General features: G+C 65.7%; 15 protein-coding genes. 10 read left to right on the top strand and 5 right to left on the bottom strand.

The window, feature by feature from the left end; all coding sequences use genetic code 11:
* Nucleotides 1-19: 19 nt before the first annotated feature.
* A complete protein-coding gene (fabD, locus tag D575_RS0109450) occupies nt 20-964 on the bottom strand; it encodes an ACP S-malonyltransferase (protein ID WP_081612118.1) in 945 nt (314 codons plus the stop codon).
* Between the two features lie 197 nt (nt 965-1,161).
* Here fabD and infA point away from each other — a divergent pair, with 197 nt between their 5' ends.
* Nucleotides 1,162-1,380 (top strand): translation initiation factor IF-1, encoded by a 219-nt coding sequence (infA, locus tag D575_RS0109445; RefSeq protein ID WP_012982660.1) that lies wholly within the window; start codon nt 1,162-1,164, stop codon nt 1,378-1,380.
* A 92-nt stretch (nt 1,381-1,472) separates the two neighbouring features.
* Here infA and clpA read toward each other — a convergent pair whose 3' ends face one another.
* The 3 genes from clpA to icd form a co-directional block, all read right to left on the bottom strand.
* Nucleotides 1,473-3,743 carry an ATP-dependent Clp protease ATP-binding subunit ClpA gene (gene clpA / locus D575_RS0109440; protein WP_018145673.1) on the bottom strand — a complete coding sequence of 757 codons (2,271 nt, stop codon included), beginning with the start codon at nt 3,741-3,743 and terminating at the stop codon, nt 1,473-1,475.
* A 5-nt stretch (nt 3,744-3,748) separates the two neighbouring features.
* Nucleotides 3,749-4,075 (bottom strand): ATP-dependent Clp protease adapter ClpS, encoded by a 327-nt coding sequence (gene clpS / locus D575_RS0109435; RefSeq protein WP_018650138.1) that lies wholly within the window; start codon nt 4,073-4,075, stop codon nt 3,749-3,751.
* Between the two features lie 105 nt (nt 4,076-4,180).
* Entirely contained in the window at nt 4,181-5,437 is a 1,257-nt protein-coding gene (gene icd, locus D575_RS0109430) for an NADP-dependent isocitrate dehydrogenase (RefSeq protein ID WP_018145671.1), read from the bottom strand.
* Between the two features lie 152 nt (nt 5,438-5,589).
* Between icd and D575_RS0109425 the strand changes: the two genes are divergently transcribed.
* From D575_RS0109425 to D575_RS0109395, 7 genes are all read left to right on the top strand, one after another.
* Nucleotides 5,590-6,051 (top strand): NUDIX domain-containing protein, encoded by a 462-nt coding sequence (locus tag D575_RS0109425; protein WP_018145670.1) that lies wholly within the window; start codon nt 5,590-5,592, stop codon nt 6,049-6,051.
* On the top strand, nt 6,048-7,145 hold the full coding sequence (mnmA, locus tag D575_RS0109420; RefSeq protein WP_018145669.1) for a tRNA 2-thiouridine(34) synthase MnmA: 1,098 nt from the start codon (nt 6,048-6,050) through the stop codon (nt 7,143-7,145). Before D575_RS0109425 ends, mnmA begins: the two co-directional genes overlap by 4 nt.
* A 75-nt stretch (nt 7,146-7,220) precedes the next feature.
* On the top strand, nt 7,221-7,850 hold the full coding sequence (hflD, locus tag D575_RS0109415; protein ID WP_018145668.1) for a high frequency lysogenization protein HflD: 630 nt from the start codon (nt 7,221-7,223) through the stop codon (nt 7,848-7,850).
* A 15-nt stretch (nt 7,851-7,865) separates the two neighbouring features.
* Nucleotides 7,866-10,619, top strand: a complete 2,754-nt coding sequence (gene acnA / locus D575_RS0109410; RefSeq protein WP_018145667.1) for an aconitate hydratase AcnA — start codon at nt 7,866-7,868, stop codon at nt 10,617-10,619.
* A gap of 66 nt (nt 10,620-10,685) precedes the next feature.
* Nucleotides 10,686-11,018, top strand: a complete 333-nt coding sequence (locus D575_RS0109405; RefSeq protein WP_018145666.1) for a hypothetical protein — start codon at nt 10,686-10,688, stop codon at nt 11,016-11,018.
* The gene (locus D575_RS0109400; RefSeq protein WP_018145665.1) at nt 11,018-11,857 is read left to right on the top strand and encodes an HDOD domain-containing protein; all 840 of its coding nucleotides are present in this window, start codon (nt 11,018-11,020) and stop codon (nt 11,855-11,857) included. Before D575_RS0109405 ends, D575_RS0109400 begins: the two co-directional genes overlap by 1 nt.
* Before the next feature lie 29 nt (nt 11,858-11,886).
* A complete protein-coding gene (locus D575_RS0109395; RefSeq protein WP_018145664.1) occupies nt 11,887-13,839 on the top strand; it encodes a bifunctional diguanylate cyclase/phosphodiesterase in 1,953 nt (650 codons plus the stop codon).
* Between the two features lie 43 nt (nt 13,840-13,882).
* Here the strand turns inward: D575_RS0109395 and D575_RS0109390 are convergent, their stop codons facing one another.
* Nucleotides 13,883-15,265: a lyase family protein gene (locus D575_RS0109390; protein ID WP_018145663.1), complete on the bottom strand. Its 1,383-nt coding sequence runs from the start codon at nt 15,263-15,265 to the stop codon at nt 13,883-13,885.
* Nucleotides 15,266-15,361: 96 nt separating this feature from the next.
* On the opposite strand from D575_RS0109390, the gene purB reads away from it, so the two are divergent.
* Both purB and D575_RS0109380 read left to right on the top strand, forming a co-directional pair.
* A complete protein-coding gene (purB, locus tag D575_RS0109385; protein WP_018145662.1) occupies nt 15,362-16,729 on the top strand; it encodes an adenylosuccinate lyase in 1,368 nt (455 codons plus the stop codon).
* A 13-nt stretch (nt 16,730-16,742) separates the two neighbouring features.
* The gene (locus D575_RS0109380; RefSeq protein WP_018145661.1) at nt 16,743-17,915 is read left to right on the top strand and encodes a cupin domain-containing protein; all 1,173 of its coding nucleotides are present in this window, start codon (nt 16,743-16,745) and stop codon (nt 17,913-17,915) included.
* Nucleotides 17,916-17,931 lie beyond the last annotated feature (16 nt).

Here is a 17,931-nt window from a genome sequence, read left to right as displayed (position 1 = left end):
CGCCGTCGCGATCGGTCGATCAGCCTGCGGCCAGACGTTCGAGCGTGACCTTCAGGGTATCGCGGTCGGCGACATCGAACAGCTCCAGTTCGCGGTCGATGCGTTTGGCAAGACCGGTCAGGACGCGTCCCGGCCCGCATTCAACCTGAACCGCCACGCCCTGCCCGCGCAAGCCGCGAATGGTCTCGACCCAGCGCACCGGGCGATACAGCTGTGCGGCCAGATTATCCTTGATGGCCGCGGCGGAATCGGTCGGCCCTGCGGTCACATTCTGCCAGACCGGGATGGTTGGGGACTGAAAGCGGGTGCCGTCCAGGGCCGCCTGCAGGCGTTCCGCGGCCGGGCGCATCAGTGCGCAATGCGACGGGACCGAGACCGGCAGCTTCAGGGCGCGCTTCGCACCCGCATCCTTGGCGACGCTGACGGCCCGATCCACCGCGGTGGCATTGCCCGCAATCACGACCTGCCCCGGCGCGTTCAGATTGACCGCCTCCAGGATCTCGCCTCCGGCATGCTCGAGGCAAAGCGCGTGTACCGCGGCATCGTCGAGCCCAAGGATGGCGGCCATCGCGCCTTCACCTTCCGGCACCGCAGCCTGCATGGCCCGGGCGCGCTCGGCGACCAGGCGTACCGCATCCGGGAAGCGCAGGACGCCGGCGGCGACCAGGGCGCTGTACTCGCCCAGGCTGTGGCCCGCGACGGCCTGCGGGCGGGCGTCCGTTTGTTCGGTCAGGAGGCGCCAAGTGGCAACCCCGGCAGCCAGCATCACCGGTTGTGTCCACTCGGTCTGGTTGAGTTGTTCCACCGGACCATGCTGGCAAAGGCTCCAGAGATCCGCGTCGAGGCAATCCGACGCTTCCTGAAAGGTGTCGCGGACAATGGCGTGGTCATCGCCCAGATCGGCCAGCATGCCGGTGGACTGGGACCCTTGCCCCGGAAATACGGCGGCCCAAGAAGTTGTCATTCGTTACAGATCTCGCGCGTGAAAGCGCGCGTAGTGTAGGCGGTCACGTACACCCCGGCAAACGCCGCCCATCCGCAGGGACCGGCTCTGGTCCGTCGCCGGGGGGAGGCTATGTCCCCCGAAAGCCGCCACGTGACTTGTGTTCCGCCGGTGCATCCGGATAATGTCGCACCTTGATTCAATACGAGAGGGACCGTATGGCGAAGGAAGACGAAATCGAGCTGGAGGGCACTGTAGTCGAAACGCTCCCCAACACCACCTTCCGGGTGGAGCTCGAAAACGGGCACACGATCACGGCGCACATCTCCGGAAAAATGCGCAAGCATTACATCCGGATCCTGCGCGGCGACAAGGTGATCGTGCAGATGACGCCCTATGACCTGACCAAGGGTCGTATCGTCTACCGCAACAAGTAAGTTCCCTCTCCAACGAAGAAGCCCCGGCCGGACCGGGGCTTCTTCGTTTGCGGGCCCTCCCGGGCCCGGTAACGCCGGATCGGCGAGCCGCGTCAGGACGGCACCGCGGTTTCCTGGATATCCAGCTCCAGACCGGCCTCGCCCAATCGGACCACCACTTCGCCACCGTGGGCCAGTCGCCCGAACAGCAGCTCGTCGGCCAGCGGCTTCTTGATGTACTCCTGCAACGTACGCGCCATCGGGCGCGCGCCCATCTTGACGTCGTAGCCGTGCTCGGCCAGCCAGGCACGCGCCTCCGGCTCGACCGTCATATGCACTTTCTTCTCGTCGAGCTGGGCTTGCAGCTGGATCAGGAACTTGTCGACGACGCTGAGGATGGTGGCCTCGTCCAGCGGCCCGAACTGAATGGTGGCATCCAGGCGGTTGCGGAACTCCGGCGTGAACGTGCGCTTGATCGCTTCCATCGCATCGCTGGAATGATCCTGTTTGGTAAAGCCCACCGATGGACGGCTGGCCTGCTCGGCCCCCGCGTTGGTGGTCATCACCAGGATCACGTTGCGGAAGTCGACCTCGCGCCCGTTGGCATCGGTCAGCGTGCCGTGATCCATCACCTGCAGCAGCACATTGAAGACGTCCGGGTGGGCCTTCTCGATCTCGTCCAGCAGCAGCACCGAATGCGGATGCTTGAGGATGGCATCGGTCAGCAACCCTCCCTGTTCGTAGCCCACATAGCCCGGCGGCGCCCCGATCAGGCGCGATACGGTATGCCGCTCCATATACTCGGACATGTCGAAGCGGGCCAGATGGATGCCCATCTGCTGCGCCAGTTGGCGCGTGACCTCGGTCTTGCCGACACCGGTCGGCCCGGCAAACAGGAACGAGCCGATCGGCTTGTCCATGTCGCCCAGCCCGGAGCGGGCCATCTTGATCGCGGTGGATAACGTCCCGATGGCCTCGTCCTGTCCGAAGACGGTCATCTTCAGGTTGCGATCGAGGTGGCGCAGGGTCTCCTTGTCGGAACTGGAGACGGACTTCGGCGGGATGCGCGCGATCTTGGCCACGATCGTCTCGATGTCCTGGACGCCGATGGTCTTCTTGCGCTGGCTGACCGGCTGCAACTGCCGGCTGGCCCCGGCCTCGTCGATCAGGTCGATGGCCTTGTCCGGCAGAAAGCGGTCGGTGATGTAGCGATCGGCCAGTTCCGCCGCCGCGCGCAGGGCCGGCTTGGTGAAGCGCACGTTGTGATGCGTCTCGAAGCGGGACTTCAGGCCGCGGAGGATCTGCTCGGTCTCGTCCACCGTCGGCTCCGGCACCTCGATCTTCTGGAAGCGCCGCGCCAGGGCCCGGTCCTTCTCGAAGATGCCGCGATATTCCTGATAGGTGGTGGACCCGATGCACTTCAATTCGCCCGAGGCGAGCATCGGCTTGATCAGGTTGGAGGCGTCCATCACCCCGCCGGAGGCCGCGCCGGCCCCGATGATGGTGTGGATCTCGTCGATGAACAGCACCGCGCCCGGCTCTTTCTTGAGCTGGGCGAGCACGCCTTTCAGACGCTTTTCGAAGTCACCGCGGTACTTGGTGCCGGCGACCAGCGCGCCCAGATCCAGCGAATAGACGGTGGCAGACGCGATCGCGTCCGGTACCTGTTCATCGACGATGCGGCGCGCCAGGCCCTCGGCGATCGCGGTCTTGCCCACGCCGGCCTCGCCCACCAGCAATGGGTTGTTCTTGCGGCGGCGGCAGAGGATCTGGATGGTGCGTTCGATCTCGTGATCGCGCCCGATCAGCGGGTCGATCTCGTCCTTGCGCGCCTTGTCGTTCAGGTTGGCGGCGTAGAGCTGCAGCGCGTTGGTCTTTTCTTCGCGCTCACCCTCCACCGGCTCGCCCTGGGACTCGCCCGGGTTGGGCTGGGCCCCGAGTTCGTCTTCCCCGACCTTGGAGATGCCGTGGGAGATGAAATTCACGACGTCCAGACGCGAGATGTTCTGCTGACCCAGCACGTACAGGGCCTGGCTGTCCTGCTCTCCGAACAGGGCCACCAGCACGTTGGCGCCGGAGACCTCCTTGCGCCCGCTGGATTGCACATGGAATACCGCCCGCTGCAGCACTCGCTGGAAGCCCAGGGTTGGCTGGGTCTCGCGCGAATCGCTCGGCGGGATGCGCGGCGTGTTTTCGTCAATATAGGCCGCAAGCTCGTCGCGGATGCGATCGAGATCGCCCCCGCAGGCCCGCAGCACCGTGGCAGCGCTGGGGTTTTGCGCCAGCGCCATCAGCAGATGCTCAACCGTCACGAACTCGTGACGCTTTTCGCGGGCCTCCTTGAAGACCATGTTCAGGCTGAATTCGAGTTCCTTGTCGAGCATGGGAGTCAGACCTCCTCCATCGAGCAAAGCAGTGGGTGCTGATGACTGCGGGCATAGTCGTTCACCTGCGCCACCTTGGTCTCGGCCACATCCCGGGTAAAGATGCCGCATACGCCTTTGCCACGCGTATGCACATGCAACATGACCCGGGTGGCCTTCTCGCGATCCATGCTGAAGAAGGTCTCCAGTACTTCGATCACGAACTCCATCGGCGTGAAATCGTCGTTGAGCAATACCACCTTGTACTGTCGCGGTGGCTTGAGCTCCGGCCTCGATTCTTCGACCGTTACCGAGTCGTCTCGATCGGGGGATTGGGGCTTGTCATTACTCATCGGTCGAAATTACGCCTTCAGCGGTTACTCGTTTGTTAGTCGTCATCCTCGATTGGTTCCGGGTTCAGGCCAAGTGCCCTTACGGACACTCCGACCACCCGACCCTCACATGTGCTTGATCATCGCCTCGCCGAAGGCCGAGCAGTCGATCGGCTCGACACCATCCATCTGCCGCGCAAAGTCGTAGGTGACCTCGCCGGCACTGATCGCTCCACCCATCCCCTTGACCACCAGGTCGGCCGCTTCCGACCAGCCCAGGTGCCGCAGCATCATCTCGGCAGACAGGATCAGCGACCCCGGGTTCACCTTGTCCTGACCGGCATACTTGGGCGCCGTGCCGTGCGTGGCCTCGAACATCGCCGTGCTGTCGGACAGGTTCGCCCCCGGCGCGATGCCGATACCACCCACCTGGGCCGCGAGGGCATCGGAGATGTAGTCGCCGTTCAGGTTCAGGGTCGCGATGACCGAGTAGTCCTCCGGGCGCAGCAGGATCTGCTGCAGGAAGGCGTCGGCGATCACATCCTTGATCACGATGTCACGCCCGGTCTTCGGGTTCTTGAAGGTCTGCCACGGACCGCCGTCCAGATCCTTCGCGCCGAATTCCTCGCGTGCCAGCTCGTAGCCCCAGGCCTTGAAGGAGCCTTCGGTGAATTTCATGATGTTGCCCTTGTGCACCAGGGTCACCGACGGGCGATCGTTATCGATCGCATATTCGATGGCCTTGCGCACCAGGCGCTTGGTGCCTTCGCTGGAGACCGGCTTCACACCGATCCCGGCGGTCTCCGGGAAGCGGATCTGGGTGACACCCATCTCGTCCTGCAGGAAGTCGATGACCTTCTTGACCTCCGGGGTCCCCGACTCGAACTCGATCCCGGCGTAGATGTCCTCGGAGTTCTCGCGAAAGATCACCATGTCGGTCTTCTCCGGCTCCTTCAACGGGCTCGGGGTGCCATCGTAATAGCGCACCGGGCGCAGACAGACATACAGATCCAGTTTCTGACGCAGGGCCACATTCAGGGAGCGGAAGCCGCCACCCACCGGGGTGGTCAGCGGACCCTTGATCGACACGCGATAGTCCTTCACCGCCTCCAGGGTCTCGTCAGGCAGCCCGGAGTCGTCATCGTAGACCTGCGTCGCCTTCTCGCCGGCGTAAACCTCCATCCACTCGATGGCCTTCTTGCCGCCGTAGGCCTTTTCCACCGCCGCATCGGTCACCCGGCGCATCACCGGGGTGATGTCCACACCGATCCCGTCACCTTCGATGTAGGGGATCACCGGATGATCCGGCACCTGCAGCTTCCCCTGGCCGTCGACAGTGATGCGTTCGCCCTTCTCCGGGACCTGAATGTGCTGATAGGCCATGCCAACTCCTTGTGCGGATCTCGTAGATGAATCGTTAATCACGTATGACCTGATTATACATGCCGGACCGGGTTTTCCGGTGACCGAACCAGTGCGCGATTGCGCGTTCCCCTATGGCAGCCCGACCGGCAGCCTGCGTTATCATCCGTGGCATGACCGATCGCCTCCCCTGTCATATCACCGTGGCCGCCGTAATCGAGCGCGAGGGCCGTTTCCTGTTCGTCGAGGAGACCGACGCCGGCCGCCGGGTGCTGAACCAGCCCGCAGGCCACCTGGATGCCGGCGAGGACCTGATCGCGGCCGTGATCCGCGAGGTCCGCGAGGAAACCTGCCTGGAATTCGTGCCCGAGGCGGTCCTCGGCTGCGACTTGCTGCAAGTGGCCAGCGGCGCCGTGATCCTGCGCGTGGCCTTCTGCGGCCCGGTGACACCGGTTCAATCCCCAGCCCCCCGCGACCCGGCGATTCATGCCCTGCACTGGCTGGCGCCCGAACAGGCCGAGGGTGAATGGCCGTTGCGCAGTCTGCTGGTGATGCGCAGCATCCGCCGGTATCAGGACGGCTTGCGGCTGCCGCTCGCGGCGGTGGGCGATCTGGTTCGGGCGCCGGGCGCATGATGCGCGGCGAGCGCGTCATCGTTGGATTGTCCGGTGGGGTCGATTCCGCTGTCGCGGCGAGCCGCCTGCTGGAGGCCGGCTATCGCGTCGAAGGCCTGTTCATGAAGAACTGGGAAGATGACGACGACGCCGAGTACTGCGCCGCCGAGGCCGACTATGCCATGGCCCGTGAGGTGGCGGACTGCCTGGAAATCCCGCTGCACAAGGCGAACTTTGCCGAGGACTACCGCCAGCGCGTTTTCGCGCAATTCCTGCATGAGTACGAGGCCGGGCGCACCCCGAACCCCGACATCCTCTGCAACCGCGAGATCAAGTTCCGCTCGTTCCTCGATCATGCCCGGGATCTCGGGGCGCGCTGGATTGCCACCGGTCACTACGCCCGGGTGCGCCATCACGCGCACTACAGTGAGCTGTGCCAGGCGGCCGATGCCAACAAGGACCAGACCTACTTCCTGCATACCCTGACCCAGGAGCAACTGCGCCCCGCCCTGTTCCCGCTCGGAGACATTCCCAAGCATCAGGTCCGCGAACGCGCCCGGGAACTGGGTCTGCCGAACCATGCGCGCAAGGATTCCACCGGGATCTGCTTCATTGGCGAGCGACGCTTCCGTGACTTCCTCGCCCAGTACCTGAAAGCGCCCGAGGGAGCGATGCGCACCCCGGAAGGCCAGGTGGTCGGTCGCCACCAGGGTCTGATGTTCTACACCCTCGGTCAGCGCCAGGGCCTGGGGATCGGCGGGGTCGACGGCTTTGCCGAAGCCCCGTGGTATGTCGTCGACAAGGACCTGGACAGCAACACCCTGGTGGTCGCCCAGGATCCCCAGCACCCGCTATTGATGAGCCCGTCGCTGACCACCGAGTTGGTGCACTGGATCCACGATGTACCGGTCCCCGGTGAGCCGCTGCAGGCCCGGTTACGCCATCGCCAGCCCTTGCAGGAATGCCGGGTGCAGGCGCTGGACACGGCCGGCGCCACCGTGGTCTTCGACACACCCCAACGCGCGGCGACGCCGGGGCAGTCCATCGCCTTCTACCGTGGCGATGTCTGTCTGGGTGGGGCGGTGATCGCCACACGAACCACGAATGCGCCGTGAGTCTGCCAGGCCACTTCCGGTATAGTGGCCGCTGCCCGGCGACCCGACTCCGACCCACCCAAGGAACCGACTGGTTTGGACCGCTCCGATCACAACCGCACCCTGGCGCTGGCCGCCCTCTTCCAGTGCGCGAGCCTGGTCAAGGATCTGGCCTGGCGCGGGAGCTGCGACGACTACGAATTCGAGGTCCTGGTCGGGAGCCTGTTCGCCTTCGACGCGGACACCCCGGAAGCGGTCTATCGCGAGGCGGTCAGCCTGCGCAGTGGTCTGGAGCGTATCGAGAGCCAACTGCAAAACGGCAGCAAGCCGCCGGACATGGAGATCACCCGTTACGCCATCGGGCTGATCTTCCTCGAGCGCAAGCTGCAAAAGCGTGACGACATGCTGCAGAAGCTGACCGACGGCCTGCAGGGCGCCCAGCGCCAGATCGACTACTTCCACATCACCCACGAAAGCGTGATTGCCCGGCTGGCCGAGATCTACAAGGAGACCATCTCCGAACTCGGCCCGCGCATCATCGTGCAGGGCGAGCAGAACAACCTCTCCAATCCCGACACCGCCGCGCGCATCCGTGCGTTGCTGCTGGCCGGGATCCGCGCGGCGGTCCTCTGGCGCCAGGCCGGTGGATCGCGCTGGAAATTGCTTTTCGGCCGCAAGCGGCTGATTCGCGAAGCGCATGCCATCCTCAATCGACTCAATACCTGAACGCGGAAGACGCACATGAGCCACGCTGACCCCAAGAACACCCGGACCCTCACCGCTGGCGGCCGCGAATGCCGCTACGTGCCGATCACCGACGACGCCCGGGCGACCGACCTGCCGTTTGCGCTGAAGGTGCTGCTGGAAAACCTGCTGCGCTTCGAGGACGAGCGCACGGTGCGCCGCGCCGACATCGAGGCCTTGCTGGACTGGGATCCGAAGGCCGAACCGACCCAGGAGATCGCGTTCCGTCCGGCGCGCGTGCTGCTGCAGGACTTCACCGGCGTGCCGGCGGTCGTCGACCTCGCCGCGATGCGCGATGCAATGGAGGCCCTGGGCGGCGATCCGAAGAAGATCACCCCGCTGCAGCCGGCCGAGCTGGTCATCGACCACTCCGTGCAGGTGGACGCCCACGGCAACGCCAACGCGATGAACCTGAACGCGGAGCTCGAATACTCGCGTAACCGCGAGCGCTACAGCTTCCTCAAGTGGGGCCAGCAGGCGTTCGACACCTTCAAGGTGGTGCCGCCGGATACCGGCATCGTCCACCAGGTAAACCTGGAGTACCTGGCGCGCACGGTGTTCGTGGATGACCAGGCCGAGGGGGGCTGCATGGCCTACCCGGACACCCTGGTCGGGACCGATTCCCACACCACCATGATCAACGGCCTGGGCGTGCTCGGCTGGGGCGTGGGTGGCATCGAGGCCGAGGCCGCGATGCTCGGCCAGCCGATCTCCATGCTGATCCCGCAGGTCGTGGGCTTCCGCCTGACCGGCAAGCTGGCCGAGGGCGCGACCGCGACCGACCTGGTGCTGGTGATCGTCGAGACGCTGCGCAAGAAAGGCGTGGTCGGCAAGTTCGTCGAGTTCTTCGGCGACGGCCTGGCCGATCTGCCGCTGGCCGATCGCGCCACCATCGCCAACATGGCGCCGGAATATGGCGCCACCTGCGGCATCTTCCCGATCGATGACGAGACCCTGACCTACCTGCGCCTGACCGGGCGCGACGCCCAGCACATCGAGTTCATCGAGGCCTACGCGAAGGCCCAGGGCCTGTGGCGCAACGACAACGCCCCGATCGCCCGCTACAGCGACATGTTCGAACTGGATCTGTCCACTGTGGAGCCGAGCCTGGCCGGGCCCAAGCGCCCACAGGACCGCATCCCGCTGAGCCAGGCCGGCGCGACCATCAGCCGTCACCTCGACACCATGCTGAAGGAGCGCGCCAGCGGCGCCGACGAACCGGACGACGCCGAGCGCTTCGCGGCCGAGGGCGGGCACACCGCGGTCGGCGTGGAGCATCAGGCGGAGGAGCCCCACCACACCGCCATCGAGATGGACGGCGAGACCTTCACCCTGGATCACGGCGACATCGTGATCGCGGCGATCACCTCCTGCACCAACACCTCCAACCCCTCGGTGATGCTGGGTGCCGGCCTCGTGGCGCGCAAGGCGCGCGAGGCCGGGCTGCAAGTGAAGCCCTGGGTCAAGACCTCGCTGGCCCCCGGCTCCCGCGTGGTAACCGATTACCTGGAGAAGTCCGGGCTGTTGACCGATCTGGAAGCCCTCGGTTTCCACGTGGTGGGCTATGGCTGCACCACCTGCATCGGTAACTCCGGCCCGCTGCCGGAGCCCATCTCCGAGGCCATCATCAAGGACGACCTGATCGTCAGTTCGGTGCTCTCCGGCAACCGCAACTTCGAGGGGCGGATCCACTCCGAGGTGCAGATGAATTTCCTGGCCTCGCCGCCATTGGTGGTCGCCTACGCCCTGGCCGGGCGCAGCAATATCGACCTGTACAGCGACCCGATCGGGGAGAATGAACAGGGCGAGCCGGTCTACCTGAAGGATATCTGGCCGACCACGCAAGAAGTGCGCGAGGCGGTAGCCAGCCACGTCGGCGCCAGCAGCTTTACCAGCGCGTATGGTGACCTCTATTCCGGCGAGGAACGCTGGCGCAACCTGGAGGCCCCGCAGGGTCAGCGCTTCGACTGGCAGGAGGATTCCACCTACGTGCGCAACCCGCCCTACTTCGAGGGCATGAGCATGACGCCTACGCCCTGGACCGATGTCCAGGGCGCGCGCGTCCTCGCGCTGCTGGGCGACTCGGTCACCACCGACCACATCTCCCCGGCCGGCTCCATCGCCAAGGACAGCCCGGCCGGTCGCTACCTGGAGTCCCAGGGCGTGAAGCCGGCCGACTTCAACTCCTATGGCTCTCGTCGCGGGAACCATGAAGTGATGATGCGCGGGACCTTCGCCAACGTGCGCCTGCGCAATCTGCTGGCGCCCGGGACCCAGGGGGGCGTGACTCAGCACCTGCCGGATGGCGAGCAGATGTCGATCTACGACGCGGCGATGCAGTACCAGGCAGAGGACACCCCGCTGATCGTCATCGCCGGACAGGAATATGGCACCGGCTCTTCGCGCGACTGGGCCGCCAAGGGCACCCTGCTGCTGGGCGTCAAGGCGGTCATCGTCGAGACCTTCGAGCGTATCCACCGCTCCAACCTGGTGGGGATGGGTGTACTGCCGCTGCAGTTCCTGCCCGGCGAGAACGCGGCCAGCCACGAACTGACCGGGCGCGAGACCTACAGCATTACCGGCGTGGAGAACGGCGAGTCGCGCGAGGCCACGGTCACGGCCGTGGCCGATGATGGCCAACGCAAGACCTTTGCCGTGCGTGTGCGCCTGGATACCCCGCAGGAGGTGGATTACTTCCGCCACGGCGGCATCCTGCCCTACGTGTTGCGCCAGCTCGCGGCTTCCGCATAAGGTTTGGCCATGGGACGGCGGGTATCCACGGAGGTGATTCAGTCCGGTCAGACGCTGGCAACAGCCGTGCATGACCGTTCCGGCCGTCTCCTGATCCCCGCCGGCATGGTGCTCCAGGACAAGCAGATCCGCGTGCTCCTGTCCTGGGGCATCAGCACGGTCGAGATCGTCGAGGACGAACATGCCGCAGCCAACGATTCCCGGGACGACGAGTTCCCGGACCTGGCCGCTGATGCCCGGCCCACGCCGGAGATGGAGGAACAGGCCGATGCCATCCTGGCCGAGCGCTTCCGTCACTGTGACTTGACCGGCTATCCCATGGACGGCATCTACTCCATCGCGCGTACCCAGCTGCTCGACGAGCTCATGCGCCGCGGCCACAAGGCCCGGAGCGCATGATGACCGTTGCCGAGTTTCTCGAGCAGGATGACTCGTTGTGCAGCTTTTCCGGGAGTTACAACACGATCTTCTCGCGCCTTAGCGACCCGACCGCGAACGTGGCCGGGATTACCGAGGCGGTGGAACTGGACCCGGCCATTGCGGCGAAGACGCTGCGCATGGCGAACTCTTCGCTGTACGGTTTCCCCGAACCGATCGATACCCTGCACCGGGCAGTCTCCATCATCGGCCTGCAACAGATGCGGCAGATCGTGCTGTCGACCATCGTGATCGAGCACTTCCGCGGCCTGCCGGTCATCGGCGTCGACATGGAATCGTTCTGGCGCCACAGCATTGCAGTCGGCGTGCTCAGCCGCTCGATCGCCCGCTTTCGGCGCGAAGCGAACATCGAACGTCTGTACCTCTACGGGATCATGCACGACCTCGGGCGGCTGCTGCTGTTTCTCCGGCTGGGCAGCCGCACCGAGGAGCTGATCAACATCCGCGAGCGCGAGCAGTGCCTGTTGTACGAGGCAGAACGCGAGCTGCTGGGTTTTGACCACGCCGCCATCGGGTCCGCCCTGCTGGAGGAATGGGGCATGGCCCCGGCCCAGGTGGAAGCCACGCGCTACCACCATGCCCCGGAAGAGGCCCGCGCGTTTCCCGTGGAGACGGCCATCGTGCACGTCGCCGACAGCATCGCCAACTCCTTGCGCCTGGGATCCTCCGGGGAACGTTTCGTGCCCCCGGTTGCCCCGGAGATCTTCGACCGCATTGGCCTGGAGATGGCGGTCTACGAGGACATCATCGGCCACGCCCGCAAGCATCTGGATCAGATGCAGACGATCCTCCTCGACTGAGCCTGTATGCAAGCAAAGGACGCTGTTGCATGAGCCCATCGTACCGCACGCCCGAGGAGGTCAATGCCCTCCATGAGCGCATCCGTTTCCTCGAGGAAGCGCTGGAGGCCAACGCCTACGCGATGGATGTGCTCGCCTCGACCACGGCGATCTTCGGCGACACTGACCGTAACCGCAGTCCCGAACTGATCATCCAGAACACCGTCGAGTCCATCCGGCGCCTGCTGCCGACGCAGGACATGGCGGTGTACGTCCTGGACAACGACTGCTCGTTCAACCTGGACTATCAGGAACGCCCCGGGGAACTGGCGCCGGACCTGTCGGAGACTGTCGAGCAACTGATCCAGGACGGCCAGTTCTCCTGGGCGCTGCACCAGAACCATCCGGTCTGTCTGCCCTCCCCGGTCGAGGGCGAGAGTGTGATGCTGCACGTGATCTCGACGCGCACCCGGATTCGCGGGATGTTCGTCGCCCGCTTCCGGCAGGCGGAGCTGCAACGCTACGAGATGATCCTGTCGACACTGACCATGGTGCTGTTCAACACCGCCTATGCCCTGGAGAGTGCCGACCTGTTTCAGATGATGGACCGGCGCCAGAAGGCACTGCAGCGCATCACCGAGCGCCAGTCACGCGAGCTGCTGCACCACATGTCCCACGACTCGCTGACCAACCTGCCCAACCGCATGCTGTTCAGCGACCGGCTGTCGCAGGCGATGGAGCGCCACGCGGGTGCTGCGGCGGGTCATGTGGCCTTGATCCTGCTGGATCTGGACAACTTCAAGCGCACCAACGATTCGCTGGGTCACCGCGCCGGCGACGAGCTGATCCGCAAGGTCGCCCAGGACCTGTCCGCTCTGCTGGACCATGCCCGAGAACGCTCGGGACGCCACCTGCGAACCACCCTGTCGCGTCTTGGCGGCGACGAGTTCGGCATCCTCGTCGAGGACACCCATGGCCTGGAGGGCGTTGTCCGGCTGGTCACCGATGTCGTGCGCAAAACGGCGACCGAGCGGCAGATCTTCGATCAGCCCGTGGTCAGCAGTGTCTCCTGCGGGATTGCCGTCTACCCCTATGACGGCGAGGATGCGGACACCCTGCTCGGCAATGCCGATGCGGCGATGTACGAGGCCAAGCAGCGCGGTCGCAACGGGTTCCGGTTCTACACTCAGGACCTCAACGCCCGCACCTTCCGCCACTTTGAGCTGGAAAACGAACTGGGGCAGGCAATTGCCAATGATCAGCTAAGACTGCATTACCAGCCCAAGATCGACCTGGACAGCGGCCGAATCATCGGCGCGGAGGCGTTGATTCGCTGGCAGCACCCAACGCTGGGTCTGCTGCCCCCCAGCCACTTCATCGAACTGGCCGAGGACATGACCCTGATCGAGGAGATCGGGGAATGGGTGTTGCGCCAGGTCTGTCGGGACCTGCAGTCCCTGCGCCTGGCCGAAGACGAACTGCCGCGTATCGCAATCAATGTCTCCGCGCGCCAACTGCGCCAGCCGGATCTTGCGGGGACCTTCCACCGCATTATCCGCGAGACTGGCATTCCGCCCCGCTGTATCGAGCTGGAGCTCACCGAGACCGCGATCATGGACGATCCCCAAGGGGCGGCGCGGGTCTTCCAGCGACTGCGTCACGCCGGCATGTCCCTGGCGGTCGACGATTTCGGAACCGGTCATGCGTCCCTCGTGCAGCTCAAGCAGATACCGGCCGACACCCTGAAGATCGACCGCTCCTTCGTGAAGGATCTCGACCAGGGCGAGGAACATTCGCAGATCGTCCGCGCGATCATCCTGATGGCCCATACCCTGGGGCTGGACGTGATTGCGGAGGGCGTGGAGACCGAACGCCAGGCGGAGATCCTGCAACAGCTGGATTGCCATACGGCCCAGGGCTTCTATTTCTCGCACCCGGTGGCGTTCGATGCGCTTCGGGGTCTGCTCCGCGACCGGATCCAGCTCCCAGCCGCGACCGCCTGACCCCGTTCGTCACCCCCGATGCATGGGCCCGGGCGGCCTCGGACTAGTCCGTCTGGGGCTCGGTCAGGGTCGCCGGGTTCAGCAAGGCCTGCAGGCGTTCACGCGGGATGTCCGTATGTTCCGCCGCGACATCAACGATCGGCCGGCCACTGGCGTACGCCTCCTTGGCAATCCGGGCGCCGGCCTCGTAGCCGATCTCCGCGTTCAGCGCCGTCACCAGGATCGGGTTGCGGTCCAGGGCCGCGCGCAACACGTCCTCGTTCACCGTAAAGCCGGCGATGGCCCGATCGGCAAGGTGTTCGGACGCGCGCGCCAGCAGACCCATCTGGTTGAGCAGATTGTCGGCGATCAGCGGCAGGCCGACGTTGAGCTGGAAATTGCCCCCCTGTCCCGCGGCGGCGACCGCGGCGTCCAGGCCCACGACCTGCTGCGCGGCCATGATCACCGCCTCGGGGATCACCGGGTTGACCTTGCCCGGCATAATCGAACTGCCCGGTTGCAGGGCCGGCAGGGCGATCTCACCCAGTCCGGCCAGCGGGCCCGAATTCATCCAGCGCAGGTCGTTGGCGATCTTGATCAGGCTGGTGGCCGTGGTGCGCAGCTGGCCGGAGAGCTCCACAGCGGTGTCCTGGCTGGCCAGGCCCGCAAAGCCGTTGGGCTCGCGCTCGAAGGCGATCCCGGTGCGCTCCGCCAGGCGGTGGGTGACCCGGTCCCCGAACTGGGCCGGTGCATTGATGCCGGTGCCCACCGCCGTGCCGCCAATCGCCAGTCGGTTGACCCGCGCGCGCGTGTCGCGAAGGCGTTCGACGTCCAGTTCCAGTTGCCGGCGCCAGCCGGACAGCTCCTGACTCATCCGCACCGGCATCGCGTCCATCAGATGGGTGCGTCCGGTCTTCACGATTGCGGTCAGTTCGCCCTCGCGCCGGGCGATGGTCGCAATGAGATGACGCAAGGCCGGCATCAGCTGCTTTTCCATCTGAACGGACGCAGCCACATGCAGGGCGGTGGGGATCACGTCATTGGAGCTTTGGGAACGGTTGACGTGATCGTTCGGGTGGACTGTCAAGGCATCACTCGAGGCCAGCCGCGCGATCACCTCGTTCATGTTCATGTTGCTGCTGGTCCCGGAACCCGTCTGATAGACATCCACCGGGAAGGCATCGGCATGCTCGCCGCTGACGATGCTCTCGGCAGCCGCGACGATCGCCGCGGCCACCTCGTCCGGGAGCTGGTCGAGCCCCTGGTTGGCCTCGGCGCAGGCGGCCTTCGTCTGGGCCAGGGCTCGAATGAAGGCCTGCGGCAGCGGCCGCCCGCTGATGTGGAAGTTGTCCACAGCGCGCTGGGTCTGGGCGCCCCACAGGGCTTGCTCCGGGACCTCCACCGTCCCGAGACTGTCCTGTTCCTGACGCATTGCGGGCTTCGACATGCCTTCCTCCTGGTTTGCGCGTGGCGCGATGCTGTATTGCAGTTGAGCACCTTAGTATACTGCGCCGCCTGTCCCGAACCCGACCCCGGAATCCCCATGTCCCTGAGCCCGTTGTCCGCGATCAGCCCCGTCGATGGCCGCTATGCCCGGCATACCCGCGACCTGGCCCCCTACTTCTCCGAACAAGGTCTGATGCAGGCCCGCGTGCGGGTGGAGATCGCCTGGCTCAAGGCCCTGGCCGCCGAGCCCGCGATCCCCGAGGTCCCGGCGCTGACCGATACGGCCGGCGCCTTCCTCGACGAGATCGCCTTCAGCTTCAACGAGACCGCGGGCGCCCGGGTCAAGGAGATCGAGGCGACCACAAACCACGACGTGAAGGCGATCGAGTACTACATCAAGGAGCAGATGGCGGATCGCTCCGACCTGCAGAGCCAGATCGAGTTCGTGCACTTTGCCTGCACCTCCGAGGACATCAACAACCTCGCCTATGGCGTGATGGTCCGCGAGGCGCGCGACATGGTGATGCTGCCGGCCCTGGACGCCGTGCTCGCACCGCTGCGCGAACTGTCCGGCCGCTTCGCCGAACAGCCCATGCTCGCGCGCACCCACGGCCAGCCCGCCTCCCCCACCACCATGGGCAAGGAACTGGCCAACGTGGTCGCGCGACTGGAGCGGCAGCGCGCCGAGATCGCCGGGGTGGCCTGCCTCGGCAAGATCAATGGCGCGGTGGGCAACTTCAACGCCCATTCCGTGGCCTACCCCGAGGTCGACTGGCCGTCCCTGTCGCGCCGGATGATCGAGAGTCTGGGCCTGGAACCGAACACCCATACGACCCAAATCGAGCCGCACGACTTCCTGGCGGAGTTGTTCCACGCCTTCATGCGCGCGAACACGATCCTTCTGGATGCGTCGCGCGACATCTGGGGCTACATCTCGCTGGGCTATTTCAAGCAGAAGGTGGTCGCCGGCGAAGTCGGCTCCTCGACCATGCCGCACAAGGTCAATCCGATCGACTTCGAGAACGCCGAGGGCAACCTGGGTCTGGCCAACGCCCTGTTCGACCACTTGGCGAGCAAGCTGCCCGTTTCGCGGTTCCAGCGCGACCTGACCGACTCCACCGTACTGCGCAACATCGGCCTGGCATTCGCCTGGTCGCTGATCGCCTACAAGGCGTTCGGCCGCGGCCTCGGCAAGCTGGAGATCGAGCCGGGACGCCTGGCAGAGGACCTGGACCAGAACTGGGAGGTCCTCGGCGAGGCCGTGCAGACCGTGATGCGCCGCTACGGCATCGAGTCGCCCTACGAGAAGCTCAAGGAACTGACCCGGGGTCAGCGCATCACCCCCGAGGGCCTGGCGGCGTTCATCGACGGCCTCGAGATCCCGGAAGAGGCCCGTGCCCGCCTGCGCGATCTGACGCCTGGCAGTTACACCGGGATCGCCGACCGACTCGCGCGCGAACTCTGATCCCGCGCGCGGCATGGGGGCCCCGGACCCGAACCAACCGCTCGCGCTACTCGGCGGCCTGACGCCCGCCGAATTCCTGCGCGACTACTGGCAACAGCGCCCGCTACTGGTGCGCGACGCGATTGCGGGTTTCGACAATCCGATCGAGCCCGATGACCTCGCCGGCCTGGCCACCGATCCGGACGCGGCCAGCCGGATCGTCAGCGGGCATGTCGACCGCCAGGACTGGGATGTCGAATACGGCCCCTTCGAAGCCGAGCGGCTGGGCGAGCTTCCTGAACGCGACTGGACCCTGCTGGTTACTGACGTGGAGCGCTTCTGGCCCGGTGGCCCGGATTTCCTGTCGCGCTTTGACTTCATCCCACGCTGGCGCCGGGACGACCTGATGATCTCCTACGCCCCACCCGGCGGTTCGGTCGGGCCGCATGTGGATCAGTACGACGTCTTCCTGTTCCAGGCCGCGGGGCGGCGCCGCTGGCAGATCCAGGACCCTCCGGGATCGCTGGATTGCCACGACGATCTGCCACTGGCCATCCTGCGGGCATTCGATCCCACCGAGACCTGGGAGCTGGGTCCCGGCGACCTGCTCTACCTGCCCCCCAACCTGCCGCATTACGGGCTGTCGCTGGACGACCAGTGCATGACCTGGTCGGTGGGGTTTCGCGCCCCGACCATCCTCGATGTCCTGACCGGGTTTCTCGAGGAGCGCGCCAACGTGATCGGCGACCAGGCGCGCTTCGAGGATCCGGGTCGGCACCCGTCCGCGCACGCGGCCGAGCTCCCAACCGCGGATCGCGAGGAGCTGCGCGAGGCCCTACGTGCCCTGCTGGCGGCGGAGGATCACGATCTGGACGCCTATCTGGGGCGTTTCCTGACCCGCCCCGCCGGCAACGTCGAGCTCGCCCCGGGGGATCCGGGACTGGCGGCCACCGCCGGCCCGGCCGATCGCTTTGCGATCCACCCCGGCGTCCGGCGTGCGTGGTTCCAGGGCCCCGATGGCCCGACCCTGTGCATCGCCGGAAAAGACTATCCCGCACAAGCCGTCGCGGCGGACGTTCTCGAAGCCTTCTGTAGCGCGGAGACGCTCAGCATCGCGGAATGGGAGGAGGCAATCCCCATGATCCGGCAGATCCTCGAGGATGGGCTCGAGGCTGGCTGGCTGGCACCGGACGACCCGCGCGAATAGTCACGCCGGGACGACT

The organism is Thioalkalivibrio sp. AKL6 (genome assembly GCF_000376905.1).
GTDB classification, from domain to species: Bacteria; Pseudomonadota; Gammaproteobacteria; order Ectothiorhodospirales; family Ectothiorhodospiraceae; genus Thioalkalivibrio; species Thioalkalivibrio versutus.
This window is presented reverse-complemented; position numbering and strand designations above follow the sequence as displayed.